This is a genomic window from Apibacter sp. B3546, assembly GCF_009827885.1.
Classification (GTDB): domain Bacteria; phylum Bacteroidota; class Bacteroidia; order Flavobacteriales; family Weeksellaceae; genus Apibacter.
The window spans coordinates 1-273 of sequence record NZ_WINW01000009.1; the positions used below are offsets into that span (position 1 = coordinate 1).

Sequence of the window (273 nt, forward strand, 5' to 3'; positions counted from 1 at the left end):
CCAAACCAAGTACGACAGCTGGAATAAACTAGAGCAGATCATCTATCCTGATCAAGAAAAAGTAGATTATATCTATAATAAAGCAGGGTTACTAACCGGAATAAAAGGAAGCAAAGCTTATAGCTATGACTATGTAAATAAAATAGGCTATGATAAATTCGAACAAAGAAATTATCTAAAATACTGCAATGGCTCGGAAACCACTTATACATATGATCCTGAAAGAAGAAGACTTAGCGATTTACAAGTTTGGGTATCACCAAAAACGCAAGG

General features: G+C 34.4%; 1 protein-coding gene. It reads left to right on the forward strand.

Features of this window, described 5'->3' with window-relative positions:
- A partial coding sequence (locus tag GFU93_RS04245; protein ID WP_221411553.1) for a hypothetical protein occupies nucleotides 1-273 on the forward strand: 273 nt, incomplete at both ends.